19 protein-coding genes are annotated in these 22790 nt (G+C 43.8%); 9 read left to right on the top strand and 10 right to left on the bottom strand.

Features of this window, described 5'->3' with window-relative positions:
* The first annotated feature begins 36 nt into the window (after window positions 1–36).
* Window positions 37–1557 (top strand): glycerol kinase GlpK, encoded by a 1521-nt coding sequence (gene glpK, locus AACQ75_RS09005; protein WP_026027462.1) that lies wholly within the window; start codon window positions 37–39, stop codon window positions 1555–1557.
* Window positions 1558–1706: 149 nt separating this feature from the next.
* Here glpK and AACQ75_RS09000 read toward each other — a convergent pair whose 3' ends face one another.
* Together AACQ75_RS09000 and AACQ75_RS08995 are read right to left on the bottom strand one after the other, a co-directional pair.
* Window positions 1707–1958, bottom strand: a complete 252-nt coding sequence (locus AACQ75_RS09000) for a YgjV family protein (RefSeq protein ID WP_010319896.1) — start codon at window positions 1956–1958, stop codon at window positions 1707–1709.
* Window positions 1959–2265: 307 nt separating this feature from the next.
* Window positions 2266–2583, bottom strand: a complete 318-nt coding sequence (locus AACQ75_RS08995) for a DUF496 family protein (RefSeq protein ID WP_010319897.1) — start codon at window positions 2581–2583, stop codon at window positions 2266–2268.
* A gap of 190 nt (window positions 2584–2773) precedes the next feature.
* On the opposite strand from AACQ75_RS08995, the gene AACQ75_RS08990 reads away from it, so the two are divergent.
* The 6 genes from AACQ75_RS08990 (at window position 2774) to luxQ (ending at window position 9144) form a co-directional block, all read left to right on the top strand.
* Window positions 2774–2977, top strand: coding sequence for a hypothetical protein (locus AACQ75_RS08990; protein WP_026027876.1), 204 nt, complete (start codon window positions 2774–2776; stop codon window positions 2975–2977).
* Window positions 2978–3034: 57 nt separating this feature from the next.
* The gene (locus AACQ75_RS08985) at window positions 3035–3688 is read left to right on the top strand and encodes a YceH family protein (RefSeq protein ID WP_013867914.1); all 654 of its coding nucleotides are present in this window, start codon (window positions 3035–3037) and stop codon (window positions 3686–3688) included.
* Entirely contained in the window at window positions 3689–4012 is a 324-nt protein-coding gene (locus AACQ75_RS08980) for a GIY-YIG nuclease family protein (RefSeq protein WP_013867913.1), read from the top strand.
* A gap of 95 nt (window positions 4013–4107) precedes the next feature.
* Window positions 4108–5259 (top strand): conjugal transfer protein TraF, encoded by a 1152-nt coding sequence (locus tag AACQ75_RS08975; protein WP_170888514.1) that lies wholly within the window; start codon window positions 4108–4110, stop codon window positions 5257–5259.
* A 222-nt stretch (window positions 5260–5481) separates the two neighbouring features.
* Window positions 5482–6582 carry an autoinducer 2-binding periplasmic protein LuxP gene (locus AACQ75_RS08970; RefSeq protein WP_170888513.1) on the top strand — a complete coding sequence of 367 codons (1101 nt, stop codon included), beginning with the start codon at window positions 5482–5484 and terminating at the stop codon, window positions 6580–6582.
* Between the two features lie 15 nt (window positions 6583–6597).
* The gene (luxQ, locus tag AACQ75_RS08965) at window positions 6598–9144 is read left to right on the top strand and encodes a quorum-sensing autoinducer 2 sensor kinase/phosphatase LuxQ (RefSeq protein ID WP_170888512.1); all 2547 of its coding nucleotides are present in this window, start codon (window positions 6598–6600) and stop codon (window positions 9142–9144) included.
* A 17-nt stretch (window positions 9145–9161) separates the two neighbouring features.
* On the opposite strand, the gene AACQ75_RS08960 is transcribed toward luxQ, so the two are convergent.
* From AACQ75_RS08960 to yccS, 6 genes are all read right to left on the bottom strand, one after another.
* Window positions 9162–9827 (bottom strand): PilZ domain-containing protein, encoded by a 666-nt coding sequence (locus tag AACQ75_RS08960; protein WP_019282225.1) that lies wholly within the window; start codon window positions 9825–9827, stop codon window positions 9162–9164.
* A 143-nt stretch (window positions 9828–9970) separates the two neighbouring features.
* Window positions 9971–11515, bottom strand: a complete 1545-nt coding sequence (glpD, locus tag AACQ75_RS08955) for a glycerol-3-phosphate dehydrogenase (protein ID WP_170888511.1) — start codon at window positions 11513–11515, stop codon at window positions 9971–9973.
* 194 nt (window positions 11516–11709) lie between these two features.
* Window positions 11710–12969, bottom strand: a complete 1260-nt coding sequence (locus AACQ75_RS08950; RefSeq protein WP_170888510.1) for a hydroxymethylglutaryl-CoA reductase — start codon at window positions 12967–12969, stop codon at window positions 11710–11712.
* 87 nt (window positions 12970–13056) lie between these two features.
* Window positions 13057–13356, bottom strand: coding sequence for a hypothetical protein (locus tag AACQ75_RS08945; RefSeq protein ID WP_170888509.1), 300 nt, complete (start codon window positions 13354–13356; stop codon window positions 13057–13059).
* A 67-nt stretch (window positions 13357–13423) separates the two neighbouring features.
* Window positions 13424–13648 (bottom strand): hypothetical protein, encoded by a 225-nt coding sequence (locus tag AACQ75_RS08940; protein ID WP_170888508.1) that lies wholly within the window; start codon window positions 13646–13648, stop codon window positions 13424–13426.
* A 138-nt stretch (window positions 13649–13786) separates the two neighbouring features.
* Complete coding sequence (yccS, locus tag AACQ75_RS08935; RefSeq protein WP_094130320.1) at window positions 13787–15940, bottom strand: YccS family putative transporter; 2154 nt, start codon at window positions 15938–15940, stop codon at window positions 13787–13789.
* 182 nt (window positions 15941–16122) lie between these two features.
* Between yccS and helD the strand changes: the two genes are divergently transcribed.
* Window positions 16123–18186, top strand: coding sequence for a DNA helicase IV (gene helD / locus AACQ75_RS08930; protein ID WP_170888507.1), 2064 nt, complete (start codon window positions 16123–16125; stop codon window positions 18184–18186).
* Between the two features lie 103 nt (window positions 18187–18289).
* Here helD and AACQ75_RS08925 read toward each other — a convergent pair whose 3' ends face one another.
* The gene (locus AACQ75_RS08925) at window positions 18290–18745 is read right to left on the bottom strand and encodes a methylglyoxal synthase (RefSeq protein ID WP_026027464.1); all 456 of its coding nucleotides are present in this window, start codon (window positions 18743–18745) and stop codon (window positions 18290–18292) included.
* Window positions 18746–18797: 52 nt separating this feature from the next.
* Window positions 18798–19799, bottom strand: a complete 1002-nt coding sequence (gene torT, locus AACQ75_RS08920) for a TMAO reductase system periplasmic protein TorT (RefSeq protein WP_017047230.1) — start codon at window positions 19797–19799, stop codon at window positions 18798–18800.
* 88 nt (window positions 19800–19887) lie between these two features.
* Between torT and torS the strand changes: the two genes are divergently transcribed.
* Window positions 19888–22785 (top strand): TMAO reductase system sensor histidine kinase/response regulator TorS, encoded by a 2898-nt coding sequence (gene torS / locus AACQ75_RS08915; protein ID WP_249339348.1) that lies wholly within the window; start codon window positions 19888–19890, stop codon window positions 22783–22785.
* The last annotated feature ends 5 nt before the right edge of the window (window positions 22786–22790 follow it).

Raw genomic sequence — 22790 nt, 5'->3', positions numbered from 1 at the left:
CATAAAACGATTAACGTGAAAGATAAGGAAAAGACCATGACTGAGCAGAAATATATTGTTGCCCTTGACCAAGGAACAACAAGCTCACGTGCTGTAGTGTTAGATCATGATGCTAACATTGTCAGTGTTTCTCAGCGTGAATTTACCCAGATCTACCCTCAAGCTGGCTGGGTTGAACATGATCCACTGGAAATTTATGCGACGCAAAGTTCGACGCTAGTAGAAGCACTTGGCAAAGCTGGTATTCGCAGTGATGAAATTGCGGCGATTGGTATTACCAACCAACGTGAAACTACGGTGGTGTGGAACAAAGAAACGGGTAAACCAGTCTACAATGCGATTGTATGGCAATGTCGACGTACCGCATCCATTTGTGAAGAATTGAAAGCACGCCCAGGGCTAGAAGAGTATATCCGCGAGAATACAGGCCTAGTGCTTGACCCTTACTTCTCTGGCACCAAAATCAAATGGATTTTGGATAATGTCGAAGGGGCTCGTGAAGACGCCGAGGCTGGAAAATTGCTGTTTGGTACGATTGACTCGTGGCTCGTTTGGAACATGACACAAGGCCGTGTTCACGTTACTGATTATACCAATGCATCTCGCACTATGCTTTTCAATATCAATAACTTGCATTGGGATGAAAAGATCCTAAAAGAGTTTGATATTCCTTTGTCTATGATGCCTGAAGTGAAGAACTCTTCCGAAGTTTACGGCCAAACCAACATTGGTGGTAAAGGGGGGACACGTATTCCTATTGCTGGGATTGCGGGTGACCAGCAAGCTGCACTTTATGGGCAGATGTGTGTTGAGGCGGGCCAAGCAAAAAATACTTACGGCACTGGCTGTTTCTTATTGATGAACACAGGTAAAGAGAAAGTCACCTCACACAATGGCTTGCTAACAACTCTGGCTTGTGGCCCTGCTGGTGAACCTTACTATGCACTTGAAGGTGCAGTCTTTATGGGCGGTGCATCGATTCAATGGTTGCGTGATGAATTGAAACTGATTTCAGATGCGCATGACTCGGAATATTTCGCTACGAAAGTTGATACGGCCAACGGCGTTTATGTTGTGCCAGCGTTTACTGGTTTAGGCGCGCCATATTGGGATGCTTATGCCCGTGGTACGATTGTCGGTTTAACCCGTGGCGTGAATTCGAACCATATTATTCGAGCGACCTTGGAAAGTGTCGCTTACCAAACACGTGATGTACTTGATGCAATGCAAGCTGATTCTGGCATTAAACTGTCTGCGTTACGTGTAGACGGTGGCGCGGTAGCCAATAATTTCTTAATGCAATTCCAATCTGATGTGCTTGCTACCGAAGTGCACCGTCCTAAAGTGACAGAAGTGACCGCGCTAGGGGCAGCCTATTTAGCTGGTCTTGCGGTTGGCTTTTGGGGAAGCTTGGATGAGCTTGCTGATAAAGCCGTGATCGATAAAACATTCGTTCCTCATCAAGATGAAGAGAAGCGCGATCGTCGCTATAAAGGTTGGAAACGTGCGGTGAAATGTGCGCAAGCTTGGGCAACTATGCACGATGACGAAGAGTAATACTTAGCCTTATGGCCTCTATGTATCCCCCTGCTAGAGGCTTTTTGCTTGGCTATCTATGTTTTTGCTCTCTGATTTATCGATAAAAAATGCTCTGTCATCGTGGCAGAGCATTTTTTTACACGTCAATTTTTATTATTTTGGGTTTATCATGCAGCGTTTTTGGCGTCAGCCGTTTTTTTTTCTCGCTGCATCTTTGCTAAAAAGTATATGTTTACGCAGGCGATAAAGCCGTTGGTGAGCACTACAGGCCATGAGTCAATCATTAGTCCGTAAGCGGTAAACAGTGCACAACCAACAAAATTAAGAATACGCAGTTTAACGATATCTTTCATTGTCAGCGAGATTGCCACCATGATTGAGGCGGCATAGCCTAAAATTTCAACCACATTCATTTCCATAATTTGACCCTCTTAATATATGCCGAACGATGTCGGTACCAATCTTCTCGCCGTGAGATAAGTGAGGAAGCTCCGTGCCTCGAATGGTCATAATTGATTTACTGTGTATAAATATAACAATAGCTAATATGTGATAAAAGACTCAAAACTAGGTTCGGTGAAGGTTAGCGATTACGCAAACGTTTAATGTCTATCACATAAAATTTATCGCACTTTTTGTTGATAGAAATATTGATTTGTTTTGTGAATGTTTTGGCCATAAAAAAACCCGTCTTAAGACGGGTTTCGAAGATGGTCGGCATCAATTTTACTTTTTGCCTTGAGTCATTTGTTTATCTTTATCGGTCAGCTCGCGAATACGACGGCTAATATCACGGCGCTCTTTTGAAATTTCTGCGCTTTTGATGATGTGATCATCGACGCGATCTTCGTAATCGGCTTTCATGTTATTGATGATCGCCATGACTTCTTCGTGGGTCATATCCGGTTTCATATAATCGAGTAAGTTTTCAAGCAGTTCAACTCTTTTACGGTTATCACGAACTTTTTTCTCGTTATCTAGCAGTTCACGTTTCAGTTTATTTTTACGGCGAGCTTGGTTAACAATTTCAAATACGATACTCATAGGTTCCTTTTCCCAACTTGAATGTCAATGCCATTGATTAAATCATATCGAGCTGATTCATAACAGCCTTTAGATCAATCCTGACTCACTCTTGATTAAGAAATAATCACTCTAGTCATGAGTGATTGTATTGGTACGGATAGGCGCTATATCATGTACCTTTCAAATCGCTATCTTATGGTATTTAGAGATGCAACTTTCAGAAATTTTAGTACCTAAAAGAAAAGATGTACCTGCAAACGCTGAACTGCATCACAGTGTTAAATTGCGTGAAGCTTATATTAGCGAGCGTGAGAAGCTGGAGATGACCGAGTTAGAGTTAAGCCGTGCAAAGATTGTGATGATTGATAGCAATGGGAAAATCATCCGAATTTCACTGTTGTTAGAACACTAATGCAACATCGATTGTGGCCTCGATTAGGAAACTCCGCTTAGAAAAAAGGAAATTATAATGAACATTGAGCTCTCTCCCCTAGAAGCACGAATTATTGGCTGCTTAATTGAAAAAGAAGTGACCACGCCTGATTACTACCCATTAACGCTCAACAGCTTGACCACCGCATGTAACCAAAAAAGTAACCGTGAGCCAGTGCTGTCATTAACCGAAGCTGAGGTTCAAGATGCCGCTGAGGGCTTGATCGCTCGTCACCTGATGAGTGATGAAAGTGGTTTTAATAGCCGAGTGAGCAAATATCAGCACCGTTTCTGCAATACCGAATTTGGCGATTTAAAGCTGTCAAATCAAGAGCTTGGTTTGGTGTGCTGCATGCTGCTGCGTGGGCCACAAACGCCGGGAGAGTTGCGCACTCGCACTAACCGATTATGCAGTTTTACCGATGTAAAAGAAGTCGAAACTATTTTAGACGGTTTAGCCAACCGTGAATCAGGCCCGCTGGTGGTGAAGCTGCCACGTGAACCGGGTAAGCGAGAGTCGCGTTATCAACATCTCTTTTCTGGAGAGGTTGACGTTGAAAGTTTAGAGCAAACCTTTGCTCATGCTCCGGAAGGTGGGGCGACTGCTCGTATTGATCAGCTTGAACAGGAGGTTCACGCATTAAAAAATGAAGTCGCCGAGTTACGCGCTTTGGTGGAAAGCTTACTGTAAGTGAATAAGGTTTCCCACAAAGATAGCCCGGACTGGTGGGTTTATTTGGTTCGAACCCGCCATCAAGCACTGTATTGCGGTATTACAACGGATGTTGAACGACGCTTTGTACAACACCAAACAGGGAAGGGTGCAAAAGCGTTACGAGGTAAAGGGCCGTTATTATTGGTTTGGTCTCAACGTGTAGAAGGCGGTAAAAGCCTCGCTTTAAAAACTGAGCTAGCGATTAAAAAACTGACCAAATTGCAAAAAGAACAGTTGGTGGCAGGGCAAGAGAATGTTCATTTCTCTGTTAGTGGCATGGATGATTTTGGTGACGATTAGGTTTGGTCAGCGGCATTATTCGCCAATTTCATGTGCAATGTAAAAAATTGTATTAACCTTGTTTAGGGAATAATAACAACAAGGTTGGTTGCAATATGAACAGTTACAACAAATGGTCAGTGGTCTCGTTGCTCTTGTTGGCTTGTGCTTCTGCGCAAGCGGCGAACACGATAGCTGACGCACGTGGTAATGGAATGGGGAATACTGGCGTAACAACGGCCGATTATCTGCTAGCTCCATTCTATAATCCTGCTTTGGTGGCCGTGTATCGGAATAATGACACGTTTGGCGTGCTTTTCCCTGCGGTAGGTGGTGCAGCTAGAGACCCAGATAAAAGCCTAAAATCCATTGATGACCTGCAAGATAGCATCAAAGCGTTTGAAAATTCCGGTACACCCAATCAAAGTGATATTGATAAGCTCAATCAGTATTTGGACCAGCTTGCCGATGACAAGCCTCTTGCTGCATCGGCGGGCATTGGTATGGCGATAGCAATTCCTCTCGATCTAGTTTCACTTAATATTTTTGCGCGTGGACACGCGGAGGTGATTGCGCGTTCTGATATTGCGGCAAATACAGGCAGTAGCGGCACCGACGTTGAGAATCGTTATAAAAATTCAACCGTTGATCTGATTGCATTTGGTTACTCAGAATTTGGCCTAGCACTGGCCAAAATATACAACATTCGTGGCCAACAATTTTCATTTGGCATTACGCCTAAAATTCAACAATTAAGAACCTATAAGCAAAATGTTTCGGTAAAAGAATTTGATCTTGCTGATTATGACAAAAGCGAAACGAACGATAATGCCTTCAATCTTGATTTAGGGGCTGTGTGGTTAATTAACGATTTTCGAGTGGGTGTTGCGGTAAAGGATCTTTTTGCTCAAGAATTAAAAACCATTGACGGTTTAAGCTCATATGATTTGGATACGCAAGTCACAATCTCGGGTGGATATGTCACTGAGTTTTTCACTGCTGCAATCGATTTAGATGCAACAAAGCAGAATCGTTTCCAAGACCAAAAAGATGATACACAATACCTACGCTTTGGCTTAGAAGGTAATGCTTGGGGATGGGCACAGCTTCGTGCGGGTTATGAAATCGATTTAGAAGATACTTTGGACAACGCCGTGACGTTTGGCATTGGCATCAGCCCCGGAGATCTTATCAGTTTCGATCTTGCAGGAAACTATGCTGGAGATAATCAATTTGGCATTTCTGGAAATTTAGCTTTCACCTTTTAAGTAGGAAAGCATTCTGATGCTTTTGTTTAGTAAATGAGCGGTTATGAGTGCAAGTCAGCTTTTTTAGTGGTTTGCACTATCATTTATGAGGAACATACTTAATAATCAAGATGATATACGGGCTACTTGTTTGATCCTTCATTGGGTAGTCCGAGAATATGATGAGTGCGAAATCAGCCATTGTGTGTCATTAAATCCAGAAGTTAGTGTAATGAGAATGCCATGAGAAAAATCCTGCTCCTTTCATTTGTGTTCAGTGTCAGTGTGGCAGCCTCCACTCAGGCTGCAGCGCAAGTTTTAAATGGCTATTGGCGATATCAAGAGTTTTTAGATCTTAATCCTGCGCAACAGGCTCTTACCGACCAGATGATACAGGCAGTGCGTCAACCTCCCGCTGTACTCTCAATAGAGCAAGATAAACCTATTCATATTTCTGTTGTTTATCCAGGTCAACAAGTTTCCGATTATTGGGCGCGCAATATCAAAGCCTTTGAGATGCGTTTAGATGAACTTGGGATTAGATACCAAATTAACCAAGTATTCACTCGTCCGAATGTCGATATTCGCCAACAAAGTTTATCGTTGATGGAAGCGATTAGAAACAAATCCGATTACTTGGTGTTTACGCTTGATACCATCCGCCACCGTAAATTTATCGAGCAGTTGTTAAGTTCAAATCAAACCAAAATTATTCTGCAAAATATCACTACGCCGGTAAAAAGTTGGGGAGATCGCCAGCCTTTTATGTACGTGGGGTTTGATCATGAAATTGGCACAATGAAACTGGTGGATTACTACAAAAAGTCGGCGCCAAAGAATAGTGCTTATTCCGTACTCTATTATTCTGAAGGCTATGTTAGCGATGCTCGCGGTGATAGTTTTATCCAAGAAATGAGTCGAGACAGCAAATATCACTTGGCCTCTTCGTTTTATACAAAAGCGACACGAGATAGTGCATTTGATGCAACTTTGCGTATTCTTAAACAAACACCAGATATTAATTTTATTTACGCATGCTCTACTGATGTTGCACTCGGTGCCATGGATGCGTTGCAGCAGCAAAATAGAGAAGATATTACGTTAAACGGCTGGGGCGGTGGTGAGGCTGAATTGGACGCGCTGCAAAATAGCACACTTGATGTGACTATCATGCGTGTCAATGATGATGCCGGTGTTGCTATGGCGGAAGCCATTAAGTGGGATCTTGAAGGAAAGCCGGTACCTACGGTTTACTCAGGTGATTTTGAGTTGGTAACCAAAGAGGTCTCTTCAGCGGATATTGAAAAGCTCAAAAAACGAGCATTTCGTTACTCTGACCATTGATATATCGAGTCATTAATGAGTTTAAGGTCAAGCACCGTCAAGAAAAAACAAAAGATAGCTACCGTGATCACCAAATCAATGATTGCGGTGATTGGCGCATTGACGCTCAGCGTTTTATTTCAAAGTTATCAGATCAGTAGCAAAATCATTGCTCAAGAAGTGCAACGTACGGCTTCTCAAACCTCTAGTCTCATCCAGAACCTCTTTAACTTCCGTCTTTCATTACTGCAGATAAACCAAGATAGCAGCGCAAAAAATGCAGGTTTAGTTAAAGCAATTCGTAAGGGCGATAATGACAGCATTGATCAGTTCTTTTTTGGAGTTGACCAGCTAGAAGTAGCCAACACACCTGACATTCGTTTCATTTCTGATTCTGACAGCCTGATGTGGGAAGATGGCAATGCTCAGTTTTATGGTATTGAACAAAACGAGCTGGTAAACATGTCTCGTAAAGTCGCGTTAAGTAATAACTGGCATATGATCAAATCGCCCTCTCAATTGGGCTATGCCTACCTAATGGTCAGACGTACTCCCGTTATTGACTCGCAGTCCGGAGAGGTGATTGGTTTTTTGCATCTTGCTACCGTACTTAACAACAATTACGTGCTGGCAGAAACATTACGTGAAGGGAGTAACTCAGAAAATCTCGTGATGACGACGGGTGAAAAGGTCTTAGCCTCAACAATTAATGGTGATGAGACCTACACGGAACGTGATGTTTTAGAAGATAATTTTGACGCCTATAGTTTTGCCGATTACATGGTAAGCCGTACCGCGTTAACCATAGAAGGCGTACCAATTTATATTAACGTCCTCAGTGTGCAGAGCAATGAGAACGTATTGCAATTACGTGAAAATTATTTTTTTTGGATGATTTTTGCCCTTTTTGCGATGGTGATAGTCTCTATTTTGACTCGTTGGTGGTTACAGCAGCGAGTCAAAAATGAAATCAGTAGCTTGATGAATTACACCCACAAAGCGGCTGAAGCGGGGAGTTATGAGCTTTTTTCTGGTTCTAAAATCTATGAATTTGATCACTTCGGAAGAACGCTAGAACACACATTTCAACGTTTATCTGAGCAAGAAAAACAATTTGAAGATCTGTTCAATTTTTCACTTTCGCCCATCATAGTATGGAGTATCGACGGTGATATCATCAAAATGAATCCATCAGCAAAAAAATATTTCATGCGTCGTAATGATCAACAGCAATGCATTTTTGATGCATTAAAGCAAGAGCTGCAGCCAAAGATACGCCTTGCGGTTGAACAAGAAACGTTCCGAGAGATAAACGTTGAAGTCGGCAATAAGGTTTTTCGCTGGAATTTATCCCCCATTATTTTTGAGCAGAGAATTGAGTCAATCATCACTCAAGGACAAGATATTACGACAATCGCTGAGGCGGCCAAACAGAGCCGACTCGCAAGGCAAGAAGCGGAAGAGTCGGCGCGTATTCGTGCTGAATTTCTTGCAAAAATGAGTCATGAGCTGAGAACACCATTGAATGGAATTTTAGGAGTTTCTCAATTACTTAAGCGTGAAATCAGTGACCATGAGCAACTTGAACAAGTGAATGTGTTATGCAGTAGTGGTGAACATTTATTGGCGGTGCTGAATGATATCCTTGATTTTTCAAAGATAGAGCAGGGACAGTTTAGAATTCAAGAGTCTGACTTTAAGCTGGTTGAGGTCATCTCTGCCGTGGAAAGTATCTATCGGCCATTATGTGCTGAAAAAGAGATTGAATTCAGCCTAAAGAGCAATATTCCGCCTGATATGATGATCCATAGCGATCAAGTTCGCCTGAACCAAATTCTGTTTAATTTATTAAATAATGCGACTAAGTTTACCCACCATGGGTTGATTAGCATTGAGTTCCAGCAAAAGAATAACCACCAATTGTTTATTTCGATTAGTGATACAGGTATAGGTATCAGAGAGCAAGATCTCGCGCTTATTTTTGAGCCTTTTACTCAAGTAGAATCAAACACCACACGAGAATACGGCGGTAGTGGTTTGGGGCTTGCGATTGTCAAAAGCTTAATTGAGATGCTTGGTGGTGCCGTAAACGTGAAAAGCCAATTTGGAGTAGGTACTACATTTTCTGTTGAACTCCCGCTGGTTGTCGTGAGTGACTGCGGGAAGGATATACCATCTTATGAGCGCGCGCCGCCACATGAAATGTTTGAAAAACCAATCAAAGTGTTGCTAGTCGAAGATAATCATACCAACGCTTTTATTGCTCAAGCATTTTGCAAAAAATACGGTATGGAAGTGACAAGAGTAGAGGATGGTCTACAGGCGATTGATTATGTGAAAGATCATCCAGTGGATCTTATCTTAATGGATAACCAACTGCCTTACTTAGGTGGGGTTGAAACAACCCATTTGATCAAACATGAGTTGATGATGGATGTACCTATTTATGCGTGTACAGCTGATGGTATGCAATCGACTAACGAAGCATTTATGGCCGCAGGTGCAGAGTATGTGATAGTTAAACCTATCAAAGAGAAAGCATTGCATGAGGCTTTTTGTCACTTCCAAAAACGGCAGAAATAAAGCACCGCGCAACATTCTTATACGCTACCAGCCATAAAAGCGCGTTCTAATATTTCTTTTTTCAATGCAGCTGTCATTGCAATTGATTCAAGAAATTTAACGCCTACTAACATTCCTTTACCTTGTTGACGCACACTGACGATTTGGCAAGCGAGATCTTGTGGTAGAAGTGGGGAGAGTGTGGACTTTATCTCAATAAACATATCTTTTTCTAAATGGTGCAAGCCAGGAATAAATAGCGCGCAGCCAGAAATAGAAAAGTCGATCAATTTCCCTTTAAATTGATGCTCTCCTTCATGCATAACGGCTGGCAAAGAGAGTTTATAGCGCTCGTGCTCACGGATTGGTTTGGTCACAAAGTGCTTAGGAAACTTGATAAACAGTAATCCGAACGGTTTAGAAATACTACGAATAATCGAGGTTTTGAACGCGAGTATATGACCTAATTCAGTGTCACAAATCCCACGCAAAATGATTTGGATATTAACTATTTTTCGCATCACCAAGTCTTCACGAGCTTTAACGGGCATATCGATCAGTACGTATCTTTCACGTTTGCATCCGACAATTGTCGTTGAAAAGCTGTAAGAATCCTCAGGTCCGAATTCAATAGTGACGAGGATTTTCATGCATGGCTTAAGGAGTTTGATGAGATCGTCGCTGTTAGTATTCGGAATTGGCATTGAGTGGCATCGTCGTTACGGAAATATAGCCTTACTATACCCCGTGATTTTTACGTCACCTACTAAGAAAAAGTAAAAAACTCTCAGAAGATCATGTTTCTAAGAGCTTTTCTCAAGTTTAATTCTAGTGGCTACATCTTGTGCTAAGCACTGATGCGTTGACATTCGCAAGTTGATGATTGGTCGATATAATCATTTAACTGATCAATTTGTTCAGTGTTAAATGTTAAGCCGAGTTTACTTCTGCGCCATAGGATATCTTCACATGAAGAAGCAAATTCATAATGTAAGAGATAATCGACTTCGCATTGATAGAGCCCAAACGCAAAATGTTTACCCAGATCAGCACTACTTTGCACATTATCGAGCATCACCGAAGCTCGGCTACCATAATTAGTGATCCAGCGGTTAATGGTCGCTTTATCAAGATCTGGGAAGCGCTGCTCAAGCTGCTGTTTGAGCTGTGCTGGATAAAAGGCTTCTCCACCAGGCAGTGGTTTGTTTGCGGTCCAACTGTCAGACATTTGATTAAAAAATGGTTTTAATTGACCCATAGCAGATTCAGCTAACTTGCGATAAGTGGTTAACTTTCCACCAAAAATAGAAAGTAGTGGCGCATTATCAGCTTGTTGATCCAATGATAGTGTATAGTCCCGAGTAATGGCTTGTGGTGAGTCAGACTCGTCATCACATAGCGGGCGTACACCGCTGAAGTCAGCCACAATATCATCTAATGTGAGCTGATGGATAAAGTGCTTATTCACAACATCCAATAAGTACTGTTTTTCTTCGACGCTAATTTTCACTTGACGAGGATCACCTTGGTATTCGACATCAGTGGTGCCTATCATTGAATAATGATCAAGATAGGGGATCACAAAGACGATCCGTTTATCTTCGTTTTGTAAAATATATGCTTGCTCTTCATCGTGAATTTTCGGCACGATAATATGTGATCCTTTGATAAGCCGGATGCCGTAGGGTGAAGTAATTTCAATCTGTTCATCAATGAACTGTTTAACCCAAGGACCTGTTGCGTTGACAAGCGCGTGGCTGCGGCGAGTAAAACGAGTTTGTGTTTTTTCATCAAACAAAGTCACATGCCATAACTCGTCAACACGACGAGCTGATTCAACGCGGCAATAGTTTTTTACTTCGGAGCCGAGTTCACGTGCTTGCATCGCATTCAGTATCACTAAACGAGCATCATCGACCCAGCAGTCTGAGTATTCGAAACCCATTTTCATCTCATTTTTAGTCACCACACCCGCGTTAAGGGCTATTTTTTTGCTGGCAGGTAGTGAGGTTCGCTTGCCTAAATGGTCATAAAGAAAAAGTCCGGCACGAATCATCCAAGCAGGTCTTAGAAAAGGGCGGTGTGGTAGACGAAATCGCATTGGTTTTGCAATGTGAGGCGCTTTGCGCAACAGTACTTCGCGTTCAGCCAATGACTCACCGACTAAACGAAATTCATAATGTTCTAGGTATCTCAACCCACCATGAATTAATTTTGAGCTCGCAGAAGAGGTAGCGCTAGCAAAGTCTTTTGCTTCATACAGGCCAACTTTCAGCCCGCGGCCAGCAGCATCTACGGCGATGCCTGCCCCATTGATACCGCCACCGACAACAATAATGTCGAGCACATTGTTTTCGGCTTCAATCGAGTTGCAAACAGAATGGTTGTTCATTGAGCGTACCTATTTCGTTTTTGTTCTGTAATGTTCGTATGAAACCATTTTTTAGTCGAAATAGTTAGTTTTTTGTTTTTTTATTTTGATCTCGATCATTATTTTCTAATGCATATGCTCACTTAACCAATAAAAAAGGCGTTACGTGAATACGTAGCGCCTTTTTTATTGTGAGAGGCAATACCTTAACGACCTTAACGAGCGAGTTTGCGATGGGCGCGTGAAAAATGGCCAGCGCAGAACGCACCGACAATAGAAAGTTCACCAGCCAGACAGAGTGATGCTGCCACTTCGGCTAACGCTTGCGAATGACCAGTACCGTGCAGACCGAGAATATCCAAACATGCTTTTTGACTCGGTAACCCTGTACCGCCACCAACGGTCCCTAACATTAAATTGGGTAAGGTTACACTGGCGTACAAACCACCATTTTTGTCCACTTCCATGCGTGTCATACCAATTGCCGATTCAGCAACGCAAGCGGCGTCTTGCCCACAGGCAATATACAAAGCAGCGAGTGCATTAGCGTAATGCGCGTTAATGCCTATCGCGCCGCTTAATGCCCCACCAACAGTCGTCATTTGGCCAAATTGCATCATAGACTGTGGCGTCGTATGCAGATGTTTATGGATGAGTTCGGCAGATAAATGCACCTCGGCAGTCACTTTTTTTCCTCTCACACTACGCAGTGTTTGGCTAGTGGCTTTTTTATCACCCGATAGGTTGCCATCAAGGAATGCGTATTCAGGCTGCACAGGAGTATTCGCCAGAATGGTTTGGAACACGGCATTGGTGGCAATAGTGACCATGTTTTGCCCTGATGCATCGCCAGTTAAAAACTCAAACACGAGGTAGACATGGTTCCCTTCAATATTGACATTAATGTCTGACAGTTTTCCGTGTGCTGTCGTGTTTTCTGCAACTTGTCTAAAGTGGTCATATTGAGTCACTATCCACGCCACAAACTGCCCAGCTTCGATTAAGTTATAAAATGCAAAGCCTGGCGTGCGAGTAACGCCTTCATTTAACAACATGGCGCTTGCACCTCCTGCCGCAGTGAGCAGTTTTGCCCCACGATGATAAGAGGCAACCAAAGCGGCTTCGGTTGTCGCTAACGGGACGAGATAATCACCTTTGGCAAACAGTCCGTTGACTCGTAATGGCCCTGCGATCCCAACTGGAACTTTGACTGTGCCAATAAAATGCTCAATATTTTTGTGGTAGCTGAGCATATCTTGCTCTGTTGAGTCATCTAAAAGCGCACTTTTGTTCGTTCGCGTGTTAAGTACTTGCCAACGGCGTTCTACATTTTTTGCGGTTAAATACGGACTTGGTGTTAATTTGAGCGTTGGAGAAGTGAGCTTGGGTTGGAGTATTTGCTCTAGCTGCTGGGCTGATATATCACCACCCAAAATAGAAACATAATCTCTTCGATGCAGGTTTAGCTTAGGCATAGCGAATCATGGTAAAGAATTTGCGGGCATTGTACTAACCATGCACATAAACACAATATTTGCTTGTGTTGCAAGTTGTGTGAAGAGTTAGGCTTGGATATCCAATATTGAACCCAGCATGTCTTGATCTCGTTGGATAATATTGGTGCCAATGCGGTTGTATTGTGTAGCTTGGTTCAATTTTAGTAGGCTATCAATTTCTTCAGGTTTTTCTTCAGCTTTAGCAACAACTTTATCAAACTCAACTTTATTAAAAGCAAGCGCTTTGTCCGCTTTATCAACAGGAGAGGTGTCTTTTTCCATATTGAGCTCACGAGCCGCATCCTCAGCCATTTTATTTGACTGATTGATCAGTTGATAGCCAGAATGAACACCAGATATAGACATAAGCTTACCCTCGTCGATGTCTAAAGTTTAGGCTCCGTTTACTTTTTGCACAAGAAGAAATTCGTGACTAGGAAAAGAGGCTCGAAAGCACATTCAGCTCATCATCAGTGAGCAAATTATTCGATTCATTTTCCAAAGAGTGCTTTATCTCGCCTTGTAATAAACGCAGTTGTTGGGGTGTTAAATGCTGTAATTGTGATTTTAAAGACTCAAATTGATTATGCGTCATCGACTCATGCCTCAGTAAAAAATGCGCTGCCTTCTCTCCGCGGTAAGTTTGATGTTCTTTCATGGCCTTACACCTGTAAGAAAATACTTAGTCTGAGATTATTCTCGATGTGGCGTTTTTTTGTCCGAAAAATGTCAAGTTATAACAAGAGAAAGGTGAGAGCCGCCCGAAATTGAGCCGCTCTCATTATTACGACAATTGCTAGTTTACACGGACGGCAAACTTACTGGCGAGAGAGTGAAGCTCAGGTAGCATGCGATAAATAAGGTGCAGCTGTTGTAAGACCATTCTTACCGAGCTTTCATCTTCTTCACGCCATTCGGCTAAGCGTTTCTCTAAGCCTGCATCGTCAATGTCGCTGGTATCGCATTCATCACAATGTTCATAAAGTTGTTTGTGCAACACCTCTAAGTGTTGGTGGATCACTCGGTGAGTTTCAAGTACCAGCTGGTGCGTTGCTTCATCTTCGATGCGTGTCCGATGGGCCCCAAGAGCGGAGATATAGCTGAGCAGTGCATGGTTCAGTGTCAGAAAACGGAAACTTTCATCGATTGCCGCGCGATATTTACCCGGTTCTGCCAGCATATTACTGATCGCTGCGGTTAAATTTGCGTCTTGGTTGTGGGCATTGCGCCGTGAGATGCGATAGCTCAAGTTGTCTTTTTTACCGATACGGTACTGACCAATAATCTGTCCTAAATAGGCTTTGTTGGCATCGATCGCATCCGCCATGACTTTATGTAATCGTTTTGATTGCCAGTCAGGGAGGATCAGCACTACCGCTGCGACGGCCAATGCGCAGCCAATCAGAGTATCGGCAAGCCGAGGCAGTACCACGGCGTAACCTTCACCCAATTGATTAAAGCAAAACAGCACTAAAAGAGTAATAAAGCCAGTCGCATAGCCGTAGTTGTTTAGTCTAAAGGCGAAAAACATCACACCTGATAGTACGATAAAGACCAATTGGCTTTCTGGCGATGGGAACAAGGTTAAGAGCAGCACGCCTAAAAACAGCCCCGATAACGTGCCAATGATTCGGGCCGTCAGTTTTTGCCGAGTGGCTGAGTAGTTTGGCTGACAAACAAACAGTGTCGTGAGTAAAATCCAATAGCCTCGTTCAATACCAAAACCTTGGATGATTCCGTAACCGATAGTGAGTGCGATAGACATACGCAGCGCATGACGAAATAGCATCGAATCTTTATGCAGATTTGCCCTCACCCGTAACCACATGGCTTTAAGAGTGTGGGCTTCCGTATCATACAACATACCCTCTTCGAGCTTGTTAGCATCAGGGTTGTTAACGTTATTGAGTTGCTTTTCTACGGTTGCTAAGTTATTGAAAAGATAACCTAATTGCGCTAGTGACACCCGCCAGTCAGGGCGTTGTTGTTCTTGTAGGTAGTTTAATGAGCTTTGCAATTCATCCAGAGCCATGATTGACTCTGAATGGTGCTGATAGCTTCGCCCTAACTGAATCGATTGGGCTATTTCACGGCAGGCTTTGGCCTGTGTTTCTAATAAATGTTTAAAGCGAAACAGCACATCTGAGCGGCCAAAGTGTTCGGCAAGCTCTTGATAGCGATAATGACTTGAATTGACACGTTCATGGATATCTTGTGCCATGAAATAGATGTTGAGAAATCGGTCACTGGCACCATCAATATGGCCTCTTTTTGAACGACTCAACAAAGTGGCTTTACATTGATTGAGTGCGGTAACCGTTGCCGCGTTTAAATTGGCTTCAGCAATTCGATATGGCTGAGGGACTAAGTTCGATACGGGATGGAAGAGATGGCTTTTGGACTCAAGATAATTGGCCAATTGCAAAAAAACATTCGCTAAGCTTTGCTGTACTGGTTGCATTGGCCAAAACATATGCCAAATCATCGACATGAAGTAATACCAAGCGGCACCCGTCAGGAGCAAAACGGGTTGAAACCACAAATTCACGCTTTGGTGTGCACCCAACATGGTGTAGATGGCGATAAGTAAGGAGCCAAAGGCGATGCTGGCATAACGTGGGCCAATTGCGCCAAGAATGATAAAACCAAACGAGGAGATGAATAACCCAATCGCAAACAGTGGCGGGGTATGGAAAAGCAGTTCGATAGAAAATGCAGCGATAGCAAAGCAGATAAATGTCAGAGTGAGGGATTTTAACCGTCCACTGAAACTATCATCACTTTCAGCCAGTGCTGCGGCAATCACGCCAAGGATCAGTGGCGTAATCCAAGTATTGAGGTTGTAGTGCCACGCAGGAATGACCACACCTAATAGAGTGATCAAAATGAGAATGCTGTAATTGACAGTTTTATTCGCCCAATAAAGGCGAATTTTGCTAGAGAGCGGCACGATACTTCAACATCCAAAAAGAAAACCATAGTGTAGCAGAAGCGTTGATTAACACTCTGATCAAGATAAAGAAAAACGTCTACTTGATTACAAAATCAACAACAGTAATCTTGACATTAATTTTTCAATGCCCACTGTGATTGGTATATCATATTCACATTCTTATAAAAGAGCATAAAACCATGCAGCTGAGCGCAAATAAGCCTGCACAATTTCTCATTCAAGACGAATATAACCAAGTTGAACTTGACCAACAGCGTTTGATTATCTCCTCGGCTGTCAGCGAAGAGCGGATCCCGTTCACGGTTTGGAACGGTAAAGTCCGTATTAAGCGTGGTTTGTTTTGGGGAGCATTGCAGTTTTTTGCGCATGAAGATGAAGGCGTTCAGCAATCATGGTTGGTACAAGGTTTGCCTTGGCCCGAATGCCGACAGTTTGCCCATACGGCGGTAGCGGCTTATCAACAATGGCACAATCGTCAATGTGTGCAGTTGAGTCAGTATCTGCCTCGCTGGGAGCAAGAGCTCAATCGCTTGAAGCGTTTACCCTCTTTTTTGCCGCACTCCTTATTGGATGTTTGGGCTTTGCAAGTGGAAGCTGATTTTTCGACGATGGACATGAAATTAGCCGAAGCACGTCAACGGCTACCTGATGCTATTGCTCAGCTCTCGCCTTGGCTTACGGATCGCTCGGCGTCCCTTGCCCAGCGAAATCAACACTGGCTTGAATTGGAACGTCAAAACTGGGAAGTCTTATTCTCTCAAGTTGAAAGTTCTCCACTTAATTTGTCGCAGCAACACGCAGTGCTACTCAATGATGATCACAACCTCATCCTCGCGGGTGCAGGTTCGGGCAAAACCAGCGTTTTGACGGCGCGTGTTGCGTATCTACTCCAAAGTCACCTTGCACAGGCCCACGAAATTCTACTGGTGGCTTTTGGTCGCGATGCGTCGAAAGAGATGGAACAGCGATTAGATAGCAAAATCGGCATGGCGGCGGAGCACGTTCGCGTTAATACCTTCCATCAGTTAGGGCTGAAAATTTTAAACGAGGTCGAAGGGCGAGAAGCGATCATTTCGCCTGTAGCTCTAGACAGTAACTTAAAGTTGGCATGGTGTATTGATTGGTTGAAGAAACATTGGATGACGCCGACCAATTTTAAGCGTTGGCAGAAGCATTTATCTAAATGGCCAATTGCTTATTTAGCTGGTGATGATGAACTGGGCAGCCATGTTGAAAACCCAAAGCTGATTGCATGGTTGGAAAAGCAGCTTGAGCAACTGGCTATGCTTGGTCTTGGGAAAAAGGAGCTGCAACAACGTTTGATTGACCATCCAGACTATTCACGGCTGAACAGTGAGCTCTCTTTGTGCTGGCCATGTTACCAAGCTTGGTTACAAATGCTCAAAGAGCAAAATCAAATCGATTTTAATATGATGATCAGCCGCGCAACGGAATATGTTGAAAAGGGCAAATTTAAATCGAATTGGAAATTCATCATGATCGATGAATACCAAGATATTTCACCACAGCGATTGGCGTTGATCCAATCTTTGTGTGAGCAGCAGCCAGGAGCGTGTAACTTGTTTGCAGTGGGTGATGATTGGCAGTCAATCTATCAATTTGCTGGTTCTGACGTTGATCTTACGACTGGGTTTAGTGAACGCTTCCCACACTCGACGGTTCATTATCTGGATACGACTTATCGTTTTAATGATCAGTTGGGTGCGGTGGCTAACCAGTTTATTCAAGCCAATCCGAATCAGTTACCAAAAACACTTAACAGCTTCAAGCAGCAAAAACAAAAATCAGTTTTTATTGCACCAAGTAACAACATTGAAAAGATCTTGGATCAGCTCAATCGCCAAGCGAATGGTACACAATCTGTGCTATTGCTTGGACGAAACCATTATCATAAACCAGAGCTGCTTAACGACTGGAAAAAGCATTACCGCTCACTCAATATAGAATTTATGACTTGTCACGCCAGTAAAGGTAAAGAAGCCGATTTTGTGATTGTGCTCGGTGTTGATGAGGGACAGTTTCCGGCTCGAGTGAAAGCACTGCATATCGATAGTGCATTGAGCCAATCGAATGATGATTTCCCCTATGCCGAAGAGCGCCGTTTATTCTACGTTGCAATGACCCGCGCTAAAGAGAAAGTGTGGATCACGCACTCGGGCAGTGGCTCGGTTTTTGTTCGCGAATTGCTATCAGGGGATTACCCAGTGGTGAAGCAGAAATAACGCATCCTTTGAAAGGGGATGCGTTCACGCAGGCGATCAAGTTGTTTTATGTGGTGATTTGGATGTTGACTGTGTGTCTCTGTGCGTATGTAAAGGTTATAGGTTACATGCGTTCAGCTAGATAAGCTTGGTAATCAGGGATCTCGATATCGACCTCTTGCTCTATCAACTGTGAAGAGAACAAAAATTTAGCACTGGCGCGGTTTGTGGCAACTGGAATGTTCCAAACGCTGGCAATTCGTAGCAGAGCTTTTACATCGGGATCATGCGGTACGGCATTGAGTGGGTCCCAGAAGAAGATCAATACATCAATTTTGCCTTCAGAAATCAACGCGCCAATTTGTTGGTCGCCACCCATCGGACCGCTGATCATGCTTTTTATAGCAAGGCCAGTCTCTTTGCTGAGCATGTTGCCGGTGGTTCCTGTCGCGTATAAAAAATGGCGCTGTAGTTTTTCTTTATTTTCTTTTACCCAGCGAAGTAGTTCCGGTTTGCAGTTGTCGTGAGCGACGAGAGCGACATGCTTATGCGCAGGCATAGTCCGAGTCGTTGTTTGCATTGAAGAGTTCCTATGATTCAAATCAGTATGTTAAATAGCGAAATCGCCACTTTTATTCAATCTCTTTTACGCTAAAAGTCGGCCTATATTCAGATGGAGATAACGAATCTGCAATTATCTGCGGATTGAGTGACATAGGCGTTAAGGATTCGATAATCGGTGCGGCTTTTTTTTCATAAGGTTGCTGATTGAAAAAAGCCGCAGCTTGTTGAATGGAAAGCCTGCCTTGCTCGACCATTTTATCCGTTGGCGCAAATTCGACTCGGCCACGCAGCAGCCCGCGGTAGACGCCATGACTTAAATAGGTTGCCACCAAACCGATGTGGTTTGTCATCCCTGAGGTTCTCAATTCGCTGATCGCCGCTTCAATCGCGACGGCGCTGCCCACAATATAGCGAAGGTCAGCTCGCTCCAGCGCTTGTTGTACTAAATTACGCTGCAGTTCTTTATCATTATCTGCCCATAGGCTTTCCACTACGTTGATATCGCTGTCTTGTATTGCGCGATAAAAACCTTGGCTAACGGGTTGAGTACCACCACTGGTTTTCGGGCCAAGTAGCAAAGCTATATTGGTTTTCCCACTGCCTTGTGGGTGCTTATCAGCAAGATATTTTCCCGCGTAGTATCCCATCCAATACCAATCGACACCCACTTGACCTTGTAGCCGCGCAGCCTGCTGTTGATTGAGAATGAGCTGATTAACCGTTGCAAACACAGGCGTAGAAGCGACGTATGTGCTTAAGTCCGTTGTGTAAAGATCCGGCGCAACAGTACCGAGAATGATCGCATCAGCGCCCCAACGAACGCACAATGAAAGCTGTTCTTTTTGTCGTTCATGATTAGGATAACCACCCGATTCTAACACGCGTAAATTCAACTTCTGTTTTCTCGCCTCGTCAACCATTCCATAGTTGACTGATAACCAATAGGAATCTTTGAGGTGAGGGTATAAAGCGCAGACTTTCTTATGGGGTTCGGCGAATGTTGTGCTGCTAACCAAGCTTAAAATCAGCAGTAAAAGCGTTGGGGAAATAAGGTTTAAGATCAATTGCATTCGCTATTCGTTGGCATAACGTGAGTAAACACTGCAAAATATAGCCCATTCCGTGTTGCTTAAGAAGTAATGTTTGAGGTTGGGTGCCATGTTGTTAGCCAAAGCCAGTATTGGCCGAAAATTAATGTTGTCCTTTTCGGCAATGGCCCTGCTCGTTTTGTTATCGGCGTTGATCGGTGTGTTTGGTTTTTCGCTGGTGGCTAAAACCGAACGTAATGTGGTGAATTCTGCCATTCCTTCGATGCTGGAAGCGCGTCAAGTGTCGGAGTTAAGCACACGAATCATTACGTCTGTGCAAATGTTAACCAACTCTAAAACAGAGCAAGAGCGCCAGCAGTATGGCAAAGCGCTTTTCGATCAGCTTCAATCTTTGCTTAATCACATCAAGCAGTTGGGTGCCGATTCCTTTGATTCAGAACTGCTGACGCGCCTAGAAAATGATGTTCAAAGCGTTATCGATACACTGGCTCAGCTTGGTATTACGGTTGAGCGTAAGTTGTATCTGGCACATGACTTAAGTGTTCGAGTGGAAGAGATGCGACAACTGGCGCTGCAATTGGAAGAGCTGACGCGCACTCAAGTGCTCAATACCAGTACTATCGCAGTGGCGAATGTGACGCACATTTATGATTTGCTGCAAGCCGATAAAACGTCACAAGCGTACAAAGCGTTAGACGCTTTAGTGGAAGTGGACCTCGATCTTTCAGAGCGCTTGCATGAGCTTCATTTGCTGGCGTTCAAAATGCTCAGCCATATCGAAGAGACACGCACGGTTACCGATGTTGAGCGTATCCAACAGATCCAAACCGAGTTTTTGCATAATCTCACCATCATGCAGCGCAGAGTACGCGCGGTAGAAGACCCGACGCGTTCGAAGCAAATGACAGAGCTGCTTAATGAGTTAGAAAAGCGCAAAGTGGTTTTTAGTGTTTTGCAGCAACGTTATGATAACGAACAGGTCGCGAAATCGCTCACACAAAACACCTTAGTACAGTTTTCAGATCTCAATACTACCGTCAGCCGCTTAGTGGATGACTCCAATCGTACAACGACTCACGCTGTTGCGCAGCTCTCTACAACCTTGAACATGGCACAGTATACATTGACCTTATTAACCTTGGTTGGCCTTCTCATTGCAGCTTTCATTATGTGGAAGGTCGTCTATCTGTCGGTAGTAAAACGTTTAGCCGAATATTCATCGGCACTGTTATCCATCGCAAAAGGGCAACTACAGGTTGAAGTGGCAGTCCAAGGAGAGGATGAACTGGCGCAAATGGGGCAGGCGATCATCACGGCTCGCAATATCGCGCAGTCTCTTAAAGTGGTGGCGGAAAGTGAAGCGCAGGCGAGAGAGGCGTTACAAGAACATAAAGAGCACTTAGAGGAAGTGGTTACCGAGCGAACAGAACAATTACAACACACCAATGAGAAACTCAATATGGAAGTGTTGAATCATGCTAAAGCTCGCAACTTAGCCGAACAAGCCAACCGCGCTAAATCGGCATTTTTGGCCACCATGAGCCATGAAATCCGCACACCAATGAATGGCGTATTGGGCACGGCTCGTTTATTACAAGAGATGCCATTAACGGTTCAACAGCGCCAGTATGTGGACGTGATTAACCGCAGCGGCCACACCTTGCTGTCCATTTTGAATGATGTGCTGGATTATTCAAAAATTGAGGCCGGACACTTAGAAATTCGCAATGCCAACTTTAATTTGCACCAAGTGGTGGACGATGTTTACCAACTGATGAAAGGACGTGCTGAAGAAAAGTCGCTTGAATTTACCAAGCAGATTGAACTGGATGTTGCTCCTTTTTGGGTGGGTGATATGACTCGCTTAGGTCAAGTGCTGACTAACCTTGTGGGTAATGCCATCAAATTTACCGATCAAGGTTATGTGGATATTTATGTCAGTCTTGATGCTGAAATGCCTAATCAAGTGACATTTGAAGTGTCGGATTCCGGTGTTGGAGTCAGTGAACAGGATCAAATCAGGCTGTTTGATGCGTTTACTCAAGCTTCCAGTGAGCAAAGTTACAAAGGCGGTACTGGGCTTGGTTTGGCTATCAGCAAACGGCTTGTTGAAGCCATGGGCGGCGAGCTTAAGCTTGAATCAGATTTAGGCAAAGGAAGCCGTTTTGAGTTTACTGTTCCTTTACAGCGAGGAGAGGCAGTGAATGAAGTGGTTAAAAGGCCGATAGCCGCGACGCGAGAGGCCAACATCTTGCTGGTAGAGGATAACCCTGTTAACTGCATGGTTGCTGAAGGGTTTTTGACCAGTCTCGGTCATAATGTGCTCACCGCGAAAACAGGCGCTGAAGCTCGGGTTCTGTTTAGTGAACACCGGTTTGATATCGCACTGCTCGATATTAATCTACCTGACATTAATGGTGTTGAGCTGTTGGCGCAGCTCAAACTTATCGAAAATGAACAGTATTCGCATCTACGCCCCACACCGATGATTTCTATTTCGGCGCATGTGTTTAATGAAGAGGTGGAAAGCTATTTAGCGGCTGGTTTTGATGGCTATTTGCCCAAACCTTTAGTCAAAGAAGATCTTGCACAACTTGTCCAGCAACGTATTGAACACAATACCTTACCCGTTGAGTTGATTGTGCCTACGCACGTAATCTCTGATAGCCAAAAATCCGCTCGTCCGATTATGGACGAGCGGATCCTACTCGCGGATATTGAAGTGCTAGGGCGTGACAAGATGAATGAAATCATTGAGCTGTTCGCCGATTGCACGCATGAATACCTACACGAGTTTCGTCAATCGAGGGAACAGGCTCAGGTCGTTAAGTCGTTAGCACACAAATTGAAAGGTTCAGCTGGCAGCTTAGGTTTGCATGCCTTGTTTGATCTGTGTTTAGTCATTGAGAAAAGTGCTGACTCTGCGCAAACTTATCAAGAGCTACAAGCGGAATTAGAAGCCTTAGCTGCTCAATCCATTCATTCACTCAGGTTACTGTTTATATAAATAAT

The sequence above is a fragment of the Vibrio sp. B1-2 genome (assembly GCF_963888445.1).
GTDB lineage: Bacteria > Pseudomonadota > Gammaproteobacteria > Enterobacterales > Vibrionaceae > Vibrio > Vibrio anguillarum.
The sequence above is the reverse complement of the archived record's forward strand: the minus strand, read 5'-3'. Positions and strand labels throughout refer to the sequence as shown.

Excerpts from the sequence above, each read along its gene's own strand:
- luxQ (WP_170888512.1), top strand. The coding sequence starts at position 6,598 with ATGAGTTTAAGGTCAAGCACCGTCAAGAAAAAACAAAAGATAGCTACC.
- AACQ75_RS08985 (WP_013867914.1), top strand. The coding sequence starts at position 3,035 with ATGAACATTGAGCTCTCTCCCCTAGAAGCACGAATTATTGGCTGCTTA.
- AACQ75_RS09000 (WP_010319896.1), bottom strand. The coding sequence starts at position 1,958 with ATGGAAATGAATGTGGTTGAAATTTTAGGCTATGCCGCCTCAATCATG.
- torS (WP_249339348.1), top strand. The coding sequence starts at position 19,888 with ATGTTGTTAGCCAAAGCCAGTATTGGCCGAAAATTAATGTTGTCCTTT.
- AACQ75_RS08995 (WP_010319897.1), bottom strand. The coding sequence starts at position 2,583 with ATGAGTATCGTATTTGAAATTGTTAACCAAGCTCGCCGTAAAAATAAA.
- helD (WP_170888507.1), top strand. The coding sequence starts at position 16,123 with ATGCAGCTGAGCGCAAATAAGCCTGCACAATTTCTCATTCAAGACGAA.
- AACQ75_RS08990 (WP_026027876.1), top strand. The coding sequence starts at position 2,774 with ATGCAACTTTCAGAAATTTTAGTACCTAAAAGAAAAGATGTACCTGCA.
- AACQ75_RS08940 (WP_170888508.1), bottom strand. The coding sequence starts at position 13,648 with ATGAAAGAACATCAAACTTACCGCGGAGAGAAGGCAGCGCATTTTTTA.
- glpD (WP_170888511.1), bottom strand. The coding sequence starts at position 11,515 with ATGAACAACCATTCTGTTTGCAACTCGATTGAAGCCGAAAACAATGTG.
- AACQ75_RS08975 (WP_170888514.1), top strand. The coding sequence starts at position 4,108 with ATGAACAGTTACAACAAATGGTCAGTGGTCTCGTTGCTCTTGTTGGCT.
- AACQ75_RS08970 (WP_170888513.1), top strand. The coding sequence starts at position 5,482 with ATGAGAAAAATCCTGCTCCTTTCATTTGTGTTCAGTGTCAGTGTGGCA.
- torT (WP_017047230.1), bottom strand. The coding sequence starts at position 19,799 with ATGCAATTGATCTTAAACCTTATTTCCCCAACGCTTTTACTGCTGATT.
- AACQ75_RS08960 (WP_019282225.1), bottom strand. The coding sequence starts at position 9,827 with ATGCCAATTCCGAATACTAACAGCGACGATCTCATCAAACTCCTTAAG.
- AACQ75_RS08925 (WP_026027464.1), bottom strand. The coding sequence starts at position 18,745 with ATGCAAACAACGACTCGGACTATGCCTGCGCATAAGCATGTCGCTCTC.
- AACQ75_RS08945 (WP_170888509.1), bottom strand. The coding sequence starts at position 13,356 with ATGTCTATATCTGGTGTTCATTCTGGCTATCAACTGATCAATCAGTCA.
- glpK (WP_026027462.1), top strand. The coding sequence starts at position 37 with ATGACTGAGCAGAAATATATTGTTGCCCTTGACCAAGGAACAACAAGC.
- AACQ75_RS08950 (WP_170888510.1), bottom strand. The coding sequence starts at position 12,969 with ATGCCTAAGCTAAACCTGCATCGAAGAGATTATGTTTCTATTTTGGGT.